The organism is Psychrobacter sp. SC65A.3 (assembly GCF_025642195.1).
Lineage (GTDB): Bacteria > Pseudomonadota > Gammaproteobacteria > Pseudomonadales > Moraxellaceae > Psychrobacter > Psychrobacter cryohalolentis.
On record NZ_CP106752.1, the window covers coordinates 1,590,437 to 1,604,786 of the forward strand.

At 42.0% G+C, this 14,350-nt stretch carries 10 protein-coding genes; 4 read left to right on the forward strand and 6 right to left on the reverse strand.

What is annotated here, in order from left to right; genetic code table 11:
- Positions 1-4: 4 nt before the first annotated feature.
- The gene (gene xthA, locus OEG80_RS06765) at positions 5-829 is read right to left on the reverse strand and encodes an exodeoxyribonuclease III (protein WP_263240047.1); all 825 of its coding nucleotides are present in this window, start codon (positions 827-829) and stop codon (positions 5-7) included.
- Between the two features lie 317 nt (positions 830-1,146).
- Between xthA and OEG80_RS06770 the strand changes: the two genes are divergently transcribed.
- The 3 genes from OEG80_RS06770 to OEG80_RS06780 all read left to right on the forward strand — a co-directional run bounded on the left by OEG80_RS06770 (position 1,147) and on the right by OEG80_RS06780 (position 6,278).
- A complete protein-coding gene (locus OEG80_RS06770) occupies positions 1,147-1,716 on the forward strand; it encodes an acyl-CoA thioesterase (protein WP_263240048.1) in 570 nt (189 codons plus the stop codon).
- 600 nt (positions 1,717-2,316) lie between these two features.
- A complete protein-coding gene (locus tag OEG80_RS06775; RefSeq protein WP_149408380.1) occupies positions 2,317-4,014 on the forward strand; it encodes an AMP-binding protein in 1,698 nt (565 codons plus the stop codon).
- Between the two features lie 563 nt (positions 4,015-4,577).
- Positions 4,578-6,278, forward strand: coding sequence for a long-chain-fatty-acid--CoA ligase (locus tag OEG80_RS06780; protein WP_020443391.1), 1,701 nt, complete (start codon positions 4,578-4,580; stop codon positions 6,276-6,278).
- Positions 6,279-6,379: 101 nt separating this feature from the next.
- Here OEG80_RS06780 and OEG80_RS06785 read toward each other — a convergent pair whose 3' ends face one another.
- The 5 genes from OEG80_RS06785 to sohB form a co-directional block, all read right to left on the reverse strand.
- Complete coding sequence (locus OEG80_RS06785; RefSeq protein WP_020443390.1) at positions 6,380-7,249, reverse strand: SDR family oxidoreductase; 870 nt, start codon at positions 7,247-7,249, stop codon at positions 6,380-6,382.
- A 138-nt stretch (positions 7,250-7,387) separates the two neighbouring features.
- Positions 7,388-8,140, reverse strand: a complete 753-nt coding sequence (locus OEG80_RS06790; RefSeq protein ID WP_149408381.1) for a histidine phosphatase family protein — start codon at positions 8,138-8,140, stop codon at positions 7,388-7,390.
- Positions 8,141-8,202: 62 nt separating this feature from the next.
- Complete coding sequence (locus tag OEG80_RS06795; protein WP_149408382.1) at positions 8,203-9,492, reverse strand: phosphotransferase family protein; 1,290 nt, start codon at positions 9,490-9,492, stop codon at positions 8,203-8,205.
- A gap of 134 nt (positions 9,493-9,626) precedes the next feature.
- Complete coding sequence (locus OEG80_RS06800; protein ID WP_262880828.1) at positions 9,627-10,877, reverse strand: acyl-CoA dehydrogenase family protein; 1,251 nt, start codon at positions 10,875-10,877, stop codon at positions 9,627-9,629.
- 247 nt (positions 10,878-11,124) lie between these two features.
- Positions 11,125-12,105 carry a protease SohB gene (gene sohB / locus OEG80_RS06805; protein ID WP_149408384.1) on the reverse strand — a complete coding sequence of 327 codons (981 nt, stop codon included), beginning with the start codon at positions 12,103-12,105 and terminating at the stop codon, positions 11,125-11,127.
- Positions 12,106-12,468: 363 nt separating this feature from the next.
- Between sohB and aspS the strand changes: the two genes are divergently transcribed.
- Entirely contained in the window at positions 12,469-14,295 is a 1,827-nt protein-coding gene (gene aspS, locus OEG80_RS06810) for an aspartate--tRNA ligase (RefSeq protein ID WP_133104246.1), read from the forward strand.
- Positions 14,296-14,350 lie beyond the last annotated feature (55 nt).

Consider the following 14,350-nt stretch of genomic DNA (forward strand, 5'->3'; position numbering starts at 1 on the left):
AACATCATACTTTGTTTAAATCAAATGCTGTCCAAATAGGCGCATGGTCAGAGGGTTTTTCCATAGCGCGCAGCTCATAGCTGATACCCGCATCAACACAACATTCGACAAGATCAGGCGTACATAAAATATGATCAATACGCAATCCACGCTTAGGATCATCATCAAAACCGCGACTGCGATAATCAAACCAGCTGTATAATTCGGTGCTTTCTGGATAATGCAAACGGTAGGTATCAGTCAACTCACGTGACATAAGATTGCTATACCATTCACGCTCCTCAGGTAGGAAGGATGTTTTTCTATTTTTCAACCAACGCTTAGCATTTACTTCACCGATTCCAATATCGATGTCTTCTGGGGCAATATTCATATCCCCCATAATCACTAGCGAGCGCCCTTCTACTTTTAGCGTATCAATATAGGCCATTAAATCAGCATAATAAGCGCGTTTCATCGGAAATTTGGTTGGATGATCTTGACTCTCACCCTGTGGGAAATAGCCATTGAGCACATCAATCTCACGCCCATCAAACTCATAACGCGCATGAATAAAACGTTTTTGCGCCTCTTCATCTTCGTCAGGGAAACCTTTTTGCACAAAAATAGGCGCAACTTTCGATAATAATGCCACACCGTAATGCGCTTTCTGTCCAAAATACTCGACGTGATAGCCCAAGCCTTCTACATTTTCAAGGGGAAACTGCTCATCATGCACCTTGGTTTCTTGCAGACCCATGACATCAGGATCGATAATATCTCGCACCGCCTCCAGCTGATGTTGACGAGCTCGGATACCATTGATATTAAAACAAACAAAACGGGTCATAAATTATCCTATCCTATATAAATAACTGCTTTGATAAGTAAATGCAGTTTTAAAATGCACTTATAAATAAATCTAAAATAAAATAAATACGGTTATGATAACAGACATAGACAGCGCTAGCTGTTGCACCCTTTTATATCTTGAGTTAGAGTGTTTGTTTGGTCTAATTACTTGGCTGTTTGCCGTGTCATTTTATCAAAACATGCTATCAAGCCACTCTTATTGACTATCCTACTTTTTATTAAATCATGCTTATCAAGCAGCGGCATTTAAACAACTTATAACACCCTATTATTAAAAATCTATTGAGCATTATTATGACAAAAACAACTGATAAGAACCCAACTGCCGTATCAAAACCTCACATAATCACGCCGTTATTTGCGACCAACTATAATGTCTACATCAATCATACTGATGCTGGCGGTATAGTCTATCATGCCAATCACTTAGTGTTCTTTGAAAACTGCCGCCGCGATTGGTTTACTCGATTGGGCTTAAATGGTTATTTTTTGGAGACCAATGACGGTCAGATTCAGCATTTCGTCGTCACTCAAGCAGACTTGCAATATAAGCGCGCTATTTTATTAGATGAGGTCATTAATGTACGCATTGATAACGTTGAGATAAAACCTGCCAGCATTGTATTTTATCAAAGCATTTATCGTCAGCACTCTCAAGAGAACACTGCTGACAATGTAAAAGCGGTTTTGCTAAGCAGCACTAAAATCGTTGTTGCCTGCGTACAAAATCAAATCACACCGGATGCTATAGAGAATGATGCGTCAAATAAAACCAGTACCAATACCGCGCCAATGCGCCCTATTCGTGTGCCAAAAAAATTACGTGTTGCTATTGAGCAAGCAATTTCAGAATATAATAAGTAGCTTCTTAAGTCTTTTTAGAAAAATCTGTTTTTCCTACGACAATAATTAGTCATCTTCTCTTTTTGTATGATATATAGAATCGATTTGATTTAAAACCGATACAGCTCTACTGCTATAGATTTTTCGTAGCCCCTGTGAAGCATGCTATGCCTACAAGGACTGCAAAACATTCATTCCAGTCTCGCTGTATCATTTTTACATTGAGCGGGGTATAGACCTTTCTATATATTCATTTATAAGGATATTTCCTGTACTGAGCAGTACTCTTATCATCATAGTGCCTTAGCCTAGATTCATGCTAACGTATTGCTTAAATGTATCATTATATATTTGATATATTATTTTTTTGTGGTAGATGGTTGGTAGAAAAAATTAATTCGACTAATTTTTTAAGATTACTCAAATAGTTTTTTAATCAAACACTTATTTTTTACCATTTACTGATGCCAAATAACCCAATAACACCAGCAGTCTGTCAATGGATAAGGATATTATCAAATTCAGCGATCGCTTTTATGTCAGCGCTGTTTTTTTATTGACAAGGATCTGACTGCTTAGCTAGCAACATTTAACCTCTCTCATATTTCAAGGACGCTGACTATGACGCTAAATAAACCTTGGCTTGCAAATTACCCTATTGGTGTGCCAAAGACGATTGATCCAGACAAATATAGCAGTATCATGGAGCTATATGAAGAGTGCTTCGATCGCTTTCGCATGCATCCTATGACCATCTGTATGGGCGTTACTCATACCTACGACGATGTCGATAAAGCTTCTATCGCGGTTGCTGCATGGTTACAGGCAAAAGGTCTGCCTCAAGGTAGTGTAGTCGCGCTTATGATGCCAAACGTGCCGCAATACTTGCCAACGATGATTGGTATTTTGCGGGCTGGTTATATCTGTACACCCGTAAATCCTCTGTATACTGGCCGCGAGCTACGCCATCAATTGAATGACTCTGGCGCTCAGGTTATTTTTGTCGTCGATAACTTTGCTCAAGCACTTGAGCAGGTTATTGAAGAAACCCATATCAAACACATTGTCCTATCAAAAATGGGCGATATGATGGGTCTAAAAGGTATTTTGGTCAACACCATTATCCGTCAGGTCAAACGCTTGGTACCCAAGTATAATCTGAATGACCCAAAATACGACGTCACTAAGTTCCCTGATGTGCTCAAGAAAGGCAAAAACCTGCCGTTCCAAAAGCCAAAACTGTCTTTGAGTCAAACCGCCTTTTTGCAATATACAGGTGGCACAACAGGGCTGTCTAAAGGCGCTATTTTATCTCAGCGTAATATTGTCGCAGGCGCGATGCAGTCAGAAGCTTGGACTCGCCCTATTACCTCAGAGATTAATGAGGTATATATCAATATGGTGATGGCACTGCCGCTGTATCATATTTTTGCCTTTATGCTGAGCTCACTGGGTATGCGTGCAGGTTACACTTTTATATTGGTTCCTAACCCGCGTGATATACCAGGCTTTATTAAGACGTTATCAAAACAGCCCTTCCATATTTTCCCTGCGGTCAATACCTTATTTAAAGGCTTACTCGACAATCCGAACTTTAAAAACCTAGATTTTAGCTCACTACGCATCTCACAAGCAGGCGGTATGGCAGCGACTGAGCAAACAGCAAGACGCTGGCTTGAGACGACAGGCTGCGCTATGATTGAGGGTTGGGGAATGACGGAAGGGGTTGCTGTTGGTACTGCCAACGTCATCACTGATCGCAAGTTTAATGGTACGATTGGCGTCCCTGTCCCTAGTGTTGATGTCATTATTATCGATGACGAGGGCAACCCTGTCGGTGCCAATCAAGCAGGCGAGATGTGTGTCAAAGGACCTAACGTTACCTCAGGTTACCTAAATAGAGACAGTAGTGATGACTTTACCAAAGATGGCTACTTCCGCACTGGCGATATCGTCAGCATGGACGAGAAAGGCTACTTTAGACTATTAGACCGTAAAAAAGACATGATTTTGGTGTCAGGATTTAATGTATTTCCAAATGAGATCGAGTCGGTCATGCTTGATTGTGACGGCATTATCGATTGTGCTGTCATCGGTATCCCTGATGAGAATCAAGGTGAAGCGGTCAAAATCTATGTTGTCCCTGCTGATAATAATGTCACCAAAAACTCTATTAAAGAGTTCGCTTTAGACAATATGACTGGTTATAAATGTCCACGTCATATCGAGTTTGTTACTGAGCTACCAAAAAGTAACGTCGGTAAAGTATTACGTCAAAAACTTCGCGAGAAGCATCTGATAGACAATCCTCAACTATAATTAAAGCGGTCTTTTAATTGTCAAGAGCGCCTTGCATTAGATGCAAGGCGCTTTTTTATTAACCATACCATCGATCAATTTTAAACTTTATTAGCATTTTTAATATACTATCTTATCTCTGCAATCGCTTCACTATTCTTAGTTGCAACATATATTTTTCAATATATCAAGTATAACGACAAACTCTCAAGTTCTTTTATAGCAATAACTTACTCAATTACACTTATGTTAATGTATTGCCAAAATATGTTACGCTATTGTTTATAACATTGAGTCAGTAATATATTTAACTGAGGTCAATTAATTGACCTTAAACAGCAGTACATTTTTCAAAAATAATTACAAACCAGCCATTTAATCCATTCAGATGAGTTTTCTGTGTGGTTAAATGAATTTTTAGTTCAATCACCTTGTATAAAGGCCGCCGTATTTTAGCAGTTTGTGAATAAATGGGATAGCACTCGACAATCCACTGCCTAACTGGCGATGACTCGTATTGTTGACATGGATGTGACTACTTTTGTATAGAGCCTTAACTGATCGCAAATTTAAGGACGCTTAGTATGACAACAGATAAACCTTGGCTTGCTCAATATCCAGCAAACGTACCCAAGACTATTAATCCTGATCAGTATGAAAGTCTCATCGAGTTGTATGAAGAGTGTTTTGACCGCTTCCGTATGCATCCTATGACCATCTGTATGGGCGTTTCTCATACTTATGGAGACGTGGACAAAGCGTCTCTTGCTGTCGCTGCTTGGTTGCAAGCACAAGATATCCCCAAAGGTAGCGTAGTGGCAGTCATGATGCCAAACGTGCCGCAATACTTGCCAACCATGATCGGTATATTGCGCGCCGGCTATGTTTGCACCCCTATCAACCCACTATATACTGGTCGTGAGCTACGTCATCAACTCAATGATTCAGGCGCTCAGGTTATTTTTGTCGTCGATAACTTTGCTCAAGCACTTGAGCAAGTCATTGAAGAGACGAACATCAAACGTATTGTCCTATCGAAAATGGGCGATATGATGGGGCTAAAGGGTATTTTGGTCAATACTGTTATTCGTCAGGTCAAACGCTTAGTGCCTAAGTACAACCTGAATGACCCTAAGTATAATGTTACCAAATTCCCTGATGTGCTTAAAAAAGGCAAAAACCTGCCTTTTCAAACACCAAAAACCTCACTGCAACAAAAAGCTATTTTACAATATACCGGCGGTACAACAGGCCTATCTAAAGGCGCTATTTTAACCCAGCGTAACGTTGTCGCTGCTGCCATGCAATCAGAAGCATGGTATCGCCCTGTTACTTCTGAAATCAATGAGGTATATATCAATATGGTCATGGCATTGCCGCTATATCATATATTTGCCTTTATGCTGAGCTTGCTAGGTATGCGTTCGGGTTATACTTTTATATTAATACCTAATCCACGAGACATGCCTGGATTTGTCAAAACCTTATCAAAACAGCCCTTCCATATTTTTCCTGCCGTCAATACCTTGTTTAAAGGGCTACTTGATCAACCAACCTTTAAAAATCTAGATTTTAGCGCATTACGTATCTCACAAGCAGGCGGTATGGCAGCGACTGAGCAGACGGCAGCGCGCTGGTTAGAAGTCACTGGTTGCCCGATGGTTGAGGGTTGGGGTATGACTGAAGGGGTTGCAGCAGGTACTGCTAACGTCATTACTGATCGCAAGTTCAATGGCACTATTGGCATTCCTGTACCTAGTGTCGATGTAATTGTGGTCGATGATAATGGCGAGACCGTAGGTTTTAATCAGTCTGGTGAAATGTGCATTAAGGGACCAAATATCACCTCAGGCTATTTTAATAAAGACAACACCAACGACTTTACTAAAGAGGGTTATTTCCGTACTGGTGATATCATTAGTATGGACGAAAAAGGCTATATCACTTTACTTGATCGCAAAAAAGACATGATTTTGGTATCAGGATTTAACGTCTTTCCGAATGAGATTGAGTCAGTTATGCTAGATTGCAAAGGTATTATTGATTGCGCAGTGATTGGCATTTCTGATGAGCATCAAGGCGAAGCGGTCAAAATTTATATCGTTCCTGCTGATAACAATGTTACCAAAAGTGATATTAAAGAATTTGCCTTGGACAATTTGACTGGCTACAAATGCCCGCGTCATATTGAATTTGTGAGTGAGTTGCCAAAGAGTAATGTGGGTAAAATATTGCGTCAAAAACTGCGTGAAAAACACATGGCAGATAACCCTCAAATGTTATAACTTCTAAAATCTGTACACATCAAGACCAATAAAAGAATCCCTCTATATCAGCATATAGAGGGATTCTTTTATTGGTCTTGATGTTATTAATGTCGCTTGTACTAACTGACTTTATTGACCACCTGCAATGGCAAGTGCTTCATTGCTTGACCGACGATAGACCATGGTAGACTGGGTACACAAGCTTCATCAACCTCAGCTTCAATCGCTGCAACGATGGATTTGGTGCCCGTATCTGCATCTACTTCAAACGGTAATGGCTTGGCATTTTCATTGATTTCAGTACGGATATAGCCTGGATAAATAGTAGAGACTTTGATCGGCAGTTTGGTCAATAGCATATCAGCACGGATGCCCTCTGCCAAATGTGCCAAGCCTGCCTTACTCGCACCATAGGCAGTCAAGTGCTTAGGTAATCCACGCATCGCTGACATACTAGATATCACGACCAAATGGCCGCTATTTTGTGCGCGAAAGATACTCATCGCTGCTTCACACTGCGCGAGCGCCGAAATAAAGTTAACCTCAACCGTACGGCGGTTGGTATCAAAGCGTCCTTTACCAATACGGCGGCTCTCGCCAATGCCTGCATTGACCACGACACGATCAATATGACCAAAGTCAGCCGTGAAGGCATCAAACACTTCAAAAATCGCATCATAATCACTAACGTCTAGCACTCGATACTCGATACGAATATCAGGATATTGTGCCATCAGCTCTATTTGTAGACTCTCTAAACGATCCGTACGACGCGCACAAATAGCAAGGTTGTATCCAAGCTTAGCAAACAATCTCGCCATGCCCTCGCCCAACCCTGAGCTGGCACCCGTGATTAAAACCGTTTTGCCACGACCAATCTGCTGTTTATTTAAACCTTTTAAATAACGTGCTGGTTGAACCGCGCCAAATAATTGATTTTTACTTTTGGTGGCTTTTTTTGCCACTAGGCTCAGTAATTTATTTTGCATGGACATTCTCTTATGTATCAATGATAACTTCAAGATAACGTAAACACTTCCAACTGTCTATGTGGCTTTGGTGTTATCTGCGCTAGTAGCCAGCCACTACAGACTTTCTATAACAAGGTTTTAGCAACCAATCATGAATTATCGCCATGTCACAAAACGCTTACCATCAGCGAATAAATGACTATACTCATTTAATGATAGTAAACGTGAATTCTGCTCTTTTAAAGTAATAGATGTCACGCCCGTATTAACCAAGCTTTTATTGATTTGATACGCAGTCTGACTGCCTTGTTGTAATAACTGCGCGGTAATAGCCGCAATAATGCCGCCTGAAGTAAATACCAATACCGTACTATCACGATTTAAATTTAGCGTTGTCATCTGTATACGTATTTGCTCAAGCGCTTGCTTAGCTCGCTCATTAAACTGCGACCAGCTTTCTATATAATCTTGATCATAATCACTGCCATGCCAGCGCCGCATCGCGTTATCGAATAACTCAGCCAAACGTGTCATCGGTACATCCGCTTTAGCAATCTCAGCTGCAATTGATGCTCGAGTGCTGAATGCTGGATCTGATTTAACAAAAACATCTTTATGATTAAATTCATCAAATTGTGGCAGTACATAGCTATCCGGCGCACTCATATCGATTGCAGGCTTGTTAGAGCTATCGGTATCAGCAAATGACTGATAACGCTGCCAAAAATGATGTGCAGAATCTTGTTGCCTGACCAAACTCCCCGTAAAAATAGCATCGATTCGGCGCTGGGTCGTTGCATAATGCTGGCCGAGCATTTGCGCTTGGATACCACCTAGCTCTGACAGCTGATCGTAATTTTCTTGTCCAAAGGATGCCTGGCCATGACGTGCCAGAAGAATGGTTGTCATAAAATACTGCCTTTTATCATAGTTTCAATATGCTGATTTCAAACATTTTACTTGCTAAAAAATTACTCAGCTGTTGATTGCGGCGACTTAGCAAAATAGCCTTTCGGTAAAATACCTTTAATAACTTTTTGTACAGGCGCTGGTAATTGCTCAATGGTGGCAGCATCGACGCCCATATCTTGCAAATGCGGCTGCACATGAGTGTTAAATAACGCCTCACCTTCATACTGTGCTATCGACTTCAGAGATTTTGCATGCAATACATGAACGATAAGCCAAAAATTCTTAAACGCCGGATTGGTTGTTTGTTTATTATAATAGCGATAGTAAATTTGCTGCACGATACCCGCTAGACGGAATAAACCAAACACCTCATAAAACGTCCAATTATCTATCTCTAAACCTGATTGTTTAAGATAGTAATCCACCACTTCATCACGGGTCATCATGCCTTTTAAATGCGTGGGCTGACGGCGTGACTGCTGCATAATGATGTTGTCATCTTCTTCAATCCAGTAAGCCAAGGCGCTACCCAAATCCATCAAAGGATCACCCAAGGTCGCCATTTCCCAATCAAGTACACCGATAACCTTAGTTGGATCTGCGGCATCTAAAATGACGTTGTCAAAACGCCAATCATTGTGAATCAAGCAAGTCTTACTATCAGCAGGCGTATGCTTACCAAGCCATTGACGTACCAATGCAAAACTTGGGACATTAGGTGTTTTGGCTTTGACATAACGCTTATCCCAACCTGTTACTTGGCGCTCGCAATAACCTTCGCCACGCCCAAGATTCACTAAATCAGGATGCGCTTTATAATCTACTTGGTGCAGCTCAACTAAAGCATCGATAACATTGGTACATAATGCACGCGTTTGCTCTTCGTTTAAATCAATCCCTTTTGGCAAATTAGCACGAGGAATGATACCTTCCATACGCTCCATGACATAGAAATCGGCACCGATGACGGACTCATCCGTACATAGCGCGACCATTTTAGGTACGTAAGGATAAGCATCCTTTAAGGATTTTTGGACAGTGTATTCGCGCACCATATCATGTGCTGATTTGGCTTTAGTGCCTTTTGGCGGACGGCGTAAGATTAAATCTTGGCTTTTACTTTCAGCGTTACCTTCGCCTTCATATTGCAAACGGTAAGTCCAGTTTGATGCACCACCCGAGAATTGAGTAACCATTGGCTCGCCTGCTACATCGATTCCTTGGGCGCGTAGCCAGTTACTAACCGCTTTGGCGTCAAGCTCTTCGCCCTCACGAACCTCGCCACCTTTATCTAATATTTTATTAGCTACTTCTTTATCCGTAGTATTGCTCTGATTAGCAGTTGCCATAAGATGTTCCTTATCGTGTGGTCAGTTATTTTTATTGATTATTTAGGGGTGAAGAATCCACTATCAAATGATTTATAGTTATGGTCGCCATTGAGCTTGTTTTGTATTAGTTATAGATACAAATCTAAGTTACCTTAAGATTTAGCAGGTTTCGACGAACGGCTAAAACCTTGACGCTTTAATTCTAACTTAGCAATCATGGTTTTATGCACTTCATCAGGACCATCGGCTAAGCGCAGCGCTCGTGCTTGAGCAAAGAAACTCGGCAGCATCGTATCTTGGCAAACGCCCATACCACCATAGATTTGAATCGCCATATCAACCACTTCTTGTAGCACGGTTGGTGCAACGACTTTAATGGCAGAGATTTCTGTGAGTGCTGCTTTGGTACCTTGGCCGTCCATTTTCTGCGCGGCGTATAGAGTCAGCAAACGGGCTTGGTCAATCTTAATACGTGCTTCAGCAATACGCTCAAAGTTACCACCTAGTTGTAGTAATGGCTTACCAAAAGCCGTACGCTCCATACCGCGTTTTACGGCCAGCTCTAGCGACTTTTCAGCGGCCCCAATACAACGCATGCAATGATGAATGCGACCTGGCCCTAGGCGACCTTGCGCAATCTCAAAGCCCATACCTGGGCCACCGATAAAGTGGCTAACGGGTACACGTACATCATTAAAGCTGACTTCACCATGACCATGCGGCGCATCATAATCGCCAAATACTTTTAGCATGCGCTCGATATTGAAGCCTGCAGTTTTTGCTGGAACCAATACCATCGAATGCTGATGATGACGGTCTTTAGTTTCATCAGGGGTGTATGCCATCACAATCAAAATATCAACTGCTGGGTCGCCAAGACCGGACGACCACCATTTACTACCATTGATAATAATCTCATCGCCATCGACAACCGCAGTCGCCTGCATGTTGGTCGCATCACTGGATGCCACCTCAGGCTCAGTCATACAAAATACCGAACGCGTTTTACCTTCCAAGATTGGCGTCAGCCACTTATCTTGCTGCTCTTGTGTACCATAACGCCACAACAGCTCCATATTGCCACTATCAGGGGCATTGCAGTTAAACACGTAAGGCGCTAATAAACTGCGACCTGTCAACTCTGCAATCGGTGCATAATCGGTAACCGAAAGGCCAGCACCTAGGATGTCATCCGGCAAAAATAAATTCCACAGGCCAGCTTCACGTGCTTGCTTACGTAAGCTCTCATACTTTTCTGGCCACTGCCAATTTTTCCAATTACCATCAGGATTTTGCTGATGACAGTCTGCCCAAAATTGCGCTTCAATGGGCTCAATAAGGGTTTCGATAAATGCTTGTACTTGGGCATGCATGGCTTGACCATGTTCTGTTGCTGTAAACATTAAGGCATTGCTAGACATAATGATTTCCCTATCCTTATTAATTATCTCAATCACATTTTTATAAAAAACTTCATAGTGTACGTACGTAAACTCTGTATCGTATTTACCATTTATAACACAGCAATTATTTTTAAACAGCAAAAAGGCGCGACCCGTTAGGACACGCCTTTTACAAAATACAAACAATGCACAAATTAAGGTTAGAACTTTAAAGATCAGCTATGCACTAGCCTCTTAATACTTAAAACTACTTTAAGATATTTAAACGACTATTAAGGTCAAATCGTGCTAGTGCCTCTGGCAGCTTATCAACCGCCATGCTGATGGTCGCTTCTGCAGCTTGTGATAGCCCTAGCTTTTCTGCCAGTGTTGGCTTTTGACGTGAATGCAGCGCGTACACTTCGTTGTTTTCCATACGCTCTAATAGATAACTGTCTGATGTCTGTAATTTATCTACCAAGTTCAAATGCAGCGCATCTTCACCATACCAATGCTCGCCTGTTGCAACTTTATCTACATCAAGCATACCGCGATAACGATTGACAAAGTGCTTAAATAACTCATGGGTTTGCTCTAGCTCTTCTTGATATTTGGCACGATCTTCGTCGTCATTTTCACCAAATACAGTCACGGTACGTTTGTAATCACCAGCCGTAAACATCTCATAATCGACATCATGGTTTTTGAGCCATTTATGAAAATTGGGCAGTTGTGATACCACACCGATAGAGCCAATAATGGCAAATGGCGCCGCCACAATATTGTCCGCTACGCAGGCCATCATATAGCCACCACTAGCTGCAACCTTATCAACGCAGACGGTGAGTTTCAAACCGGCATCTTTCAGACGAGCCAATTGTGCGGCGGCTAAACCATAACCGTGTACTACGCCCCCACCAGACTCTAGACGCACCACCACTTCATCGCCTTTATTCGCCGTGCTGATAAGTGTGCTAATCTCTTCACGCAGGTGTTTAACAGCAGTGGCTTTGATATCGCCATCAAAGTCGAGTACAAAAACTTGTTGCTTGCTATCACTATTTTTTTTCTTATTTTTGGTTTTCGCTTTTAGGGCTTGTTTTGCTTTTTTAGCCAGTGTTTTTTTGAATTGTTTGAGGGCAGCTTTACCTTGAGTCGCCTCCATCAGGTCTTCACGGCGTTGCTCTTGGTTTTTATTCAGATGGATAACTCTTAGCTCAACAGGGTTTTTAGAGGGATTAAAAAGCATGAGTGCGATTCCTTAAATGATTAAGACGGTCTTAGTGTAATTTTATAAGTTAGGCTGATATGCGCACGCGCGCTTATCTTTTCAAGCAGAGGAACAATATTTAACCTAATGCAATTGTTACGGCATAAATACGGCTTATAGCCATCTTTACTGAGCTTTGATTGGGCTGATTCGGTTGTATAACAAAGGCAGATTAGGCATAATATACGTTTACACCAAATTTTCTGTAGCCAACGTGATGACTATTTGTCTTAATCGCGTTGTTTGCGCTTCTTTTAACTAAACTAGTTATTATCTAAAAGAAGCGTAACGATGGCTGCATTATTGTATTTCGAATTGGGCTGACAACTGGATAATTATATTATGACGCATAGCGAATACCGAGACGAATATTGCGGAGCCGTAACCGAAAGCTTAATTGAGCAAACCATTAGTGTCGTAGGCTGGGTACATCGTCGTCGCGATCACGGTGGCGTGATTTTCTTAGACATGCGTGACCGCGCTGGTATCTTGCAGGTCGTTGTCGATCCTGATACCCCAGAAGCGTTCGCTATTGCTGATGCGGTACGTCCTGAATATGTAATAAAAATTACAGGTCGTGTCCGTCAACGCTACGCGGGCACTGAAAACGCAAATATGACCAGTGGTCATATCGAGCTGTTGGCCAAAGAAATTGAAGTGCTGGCAAAATCTGAAACCCCGCCATTCCCATTGAATGATGAGAAAAGTACGGTATCAGAAGATTTGCGTCTCAAATATCGCTATCTTGATATGCGCCGTCCACAAATGCAAGATCGTATGGTATTCCGTGCGAAAGCCACCTCAGCGATTCGTCGTTATTTGGATGATCATGGCTTTTTAGACGTAGAAACCCCTATCTTGACTCGTGCAACGCCAGAAGGTGCTCGTGATTATCTTGTGCCTTCACGTACGCGTCCGGGTAACTTCTTTGCCTTACCGCAGTCGCCACAGCTGTTTAAACAGTTATTGATGGTCGCAGGTTTTGACCGCTATTATCAAATCGCTAAGTGCTTCCGTGATGAAGATTTACGTGCGGATCGTCAGCCTGAATTTACCCAAGTCGATATTGAGACTTCTTTCTTAAATGAAGAAGAAATCATGAATATCAACGAAGGTCTGATTAAGCATGTCTTTAAGACGATGATGGACGTTGAATTTGAACAGTTCCCACGTATGACTTATGCTGAAGCCATGCGTGATTATGCCTCAGACAAGCCTGACCTACGTATTCCGCTTAAATTGATTGACGTTGCAGACTTAATGAAAGACGTTGATTTTAAAGTGTTTGCCGGTCCTGCTAACGATCCTAAAGGTCGTGTTGCTGCCCTACGTATACCAGGCGGTGCTTCATTAAGCCGTAAACAAATCGATGCTTATACCAAGTTCGTTGGTATCTATGGTGCACGTGGTCTGGCTTATATTAAAGTCAACGATGCCAGCAACATCAATAACGGCGTGGATAAAGAATCTGGTCTACAGTCTCCTATCATTAAGAATATGACTGATGATGTATTGGTAAGCCTGATTGAGCGTACTGGTGCAGAAAGCAACGATATTATCTTCTTTGGTGCGGATAAAGCCAGTGTAGTCAATGATGCCATCGGCGCCCTACGTCAAAAGATTGGTTTAGATTTAGAAATGACCACTTGTGAGTGGGCCCCACTTTGGGTAACTGACTTCCCGATGTTTGAAGAAACTGAAGATGGTCGCTGGACCTCAATGCATCATCCATTTACTAAGCCAAAAGGTTCGGTTGAAGAATTAAAAACCAATCCTGAATCTGCCCTTTCTATCGCTTATGATATGGTATTAAACGGTACTGAAGTGGGTGGTGGTAGTTTACGTATCAACACGCTTGAGATGCAAACAGCCGTATTTGAAGCATTGGGTATTGATGATCAGGAAGCAGAAGACAAATTTGGCTTCTTGCTTGATGCGTTAAAATTTGGCGCGCCGCCACATGGTGGCTTGGCATTTGGTTTGGATCGCTTAATCATGCTTATGGTAGGCGCAAGCTCTATCCGTGACGTGATTGCCTTCCCAAAAACCAAAACTGCTGAATGTCCATTGACCCAAGCACCGGCTGAGGTAAATACCAAGCAGCTACGTGAGCTTGGTATCCGTGTCCGTGAAAAAGTACAAGCTGACACCAGTAAGTCTGCTGAATAAATAGTCTGATCATGCGAAGCTATTTTTTACAGTGCCTGTTACGTGATTCATTACT

Coding starts and splice junctions, on each gene's coding strand:
- xthA (WP_263240047.1), bottom strand. CDS start 829: ATGACCCGTTTTGTTTGTTTTAATATCAATGGTATCCGAGCTCGTCAA.
- OEG80_RS06770 (WP_263240048.1), top strand. CDS start 1,147: ATGACAAAAACAACTGATAAGAACCCAACTGCCGTATCAAAACCTCAC.
- OEG80_RS06775 (WP_149408380.1), top strand. CDS start 2,317: ATGACGCTAAATAAACCTTGGCTTGCAAATTACCCTATTGGTGTGCCA.
- OEG80_RS06780 (WP_020443391.1), top strand. CDS start 4,578: ATGACAACAGATAAACCTTGGCTTGCTCAATATCCAGCAAACGTACCC.
- OEG80_RS06785 (WP_020443390.1), bottom strand. CDS start 7,249: ATGCAAAATAAATTACTGAGCCTAGTGGCAAAAAAAGCCACCAAAAGT.
- OEG80_RS06790 (WP_149408381.1), bottom strand. CDS start 8,140: ATGACAACCATTCTTCTGGCACGTCATGGCCAGGCATCCTTTGGACAA.
- OEG80_RS06795 (WP_149408382.1), bottom strand. CDS start 9,492: ATGGCAACTGCTAATCAGAGCAATACTACGGATAAAGAAGTAGCTAAT.
- OEG80_RS06800 (WP_262880828.1), bottom strand. CDS start 10,877: ATGTTTACAGCAACAGAACATGGTCAAGCCATGCATGCCCAAGTACAA.
- sohB (WP_149408384.1), bottom strand. CDS start 12,105: ATGCTTTTTAATCCCTCTAAAAACCCTGTTGAGCTAAGAGTTATCCAT.
- aspS (WP_133104246.1), top strand. CDS start 12,469: ATGACGCATAGCGAATACCGAGACGAATATTGCGGAGCCGTAACCGAA.